The sequence below is a fragment of the Bradyrhizobium sp. NBAIM08 genome, from assembly GCF_020193935.1.
GTDB lineage: Bacteria > Pseudomonadota > Alphaproteobacteria > Rhizobiales > Xanthobacteraceae > Bradyrhizobium > Bradyrhizobium yuanmingense.
The window spans coordinates 1-414 of the sequence record NZ_JADYVR010000793.1 but is presented as its reverse complement, the minus strand read 5'-3'; the positions used below and the strand labels follow the sequence as shown (position 1 = coordinate 414).

The 414-nt window shown below is 45.9% G+C and carries 1 pseudogene; it reads left to right on the top strand.

Going from position 1 to position 414, the window contains the following annotated elements:
• Positions 1-414: pseudogene (locus I6F37_RS42090) on the top strand (hypothetical protein); the annotation flags it as partial.

The window sequence follows — 414 nt, the reverse complement described above, 5'->3', positions numbered from 1 at the left end:
TGCTTGGACCCTCTCTTTTGAAATTAAACTGTACCTGATGCTGCTGGCATTATTCCTGACCGGCATCCTCACCAAACGATGGCTTTTTACATCGGTTTATTTTCTTTTCCTGCTGATCAGGATGCTGGTACCGGAGGACATGATAAAAAACCACCTGCACTTCAATCCTGACGCGTATTATCACCTGGGTGGCTTTTTTCTTACGGGTGCCGCGATATTCATATGGAGAGATGTCATTAAGATCAGCCTTTGGCCCATTCTGATTTCCGCTGGTGCATGGTTTGTGGCCTACCAGCTGAATATCGAAGGCAACCCTTTCCAGCTGATCTTTTTTGCCTACCTGGTTTTGTGGCTGGCATTGAAAACGCCTGCACTGTCCTTTCCTAAACAGGATATCAGCTACGGGATTTATAT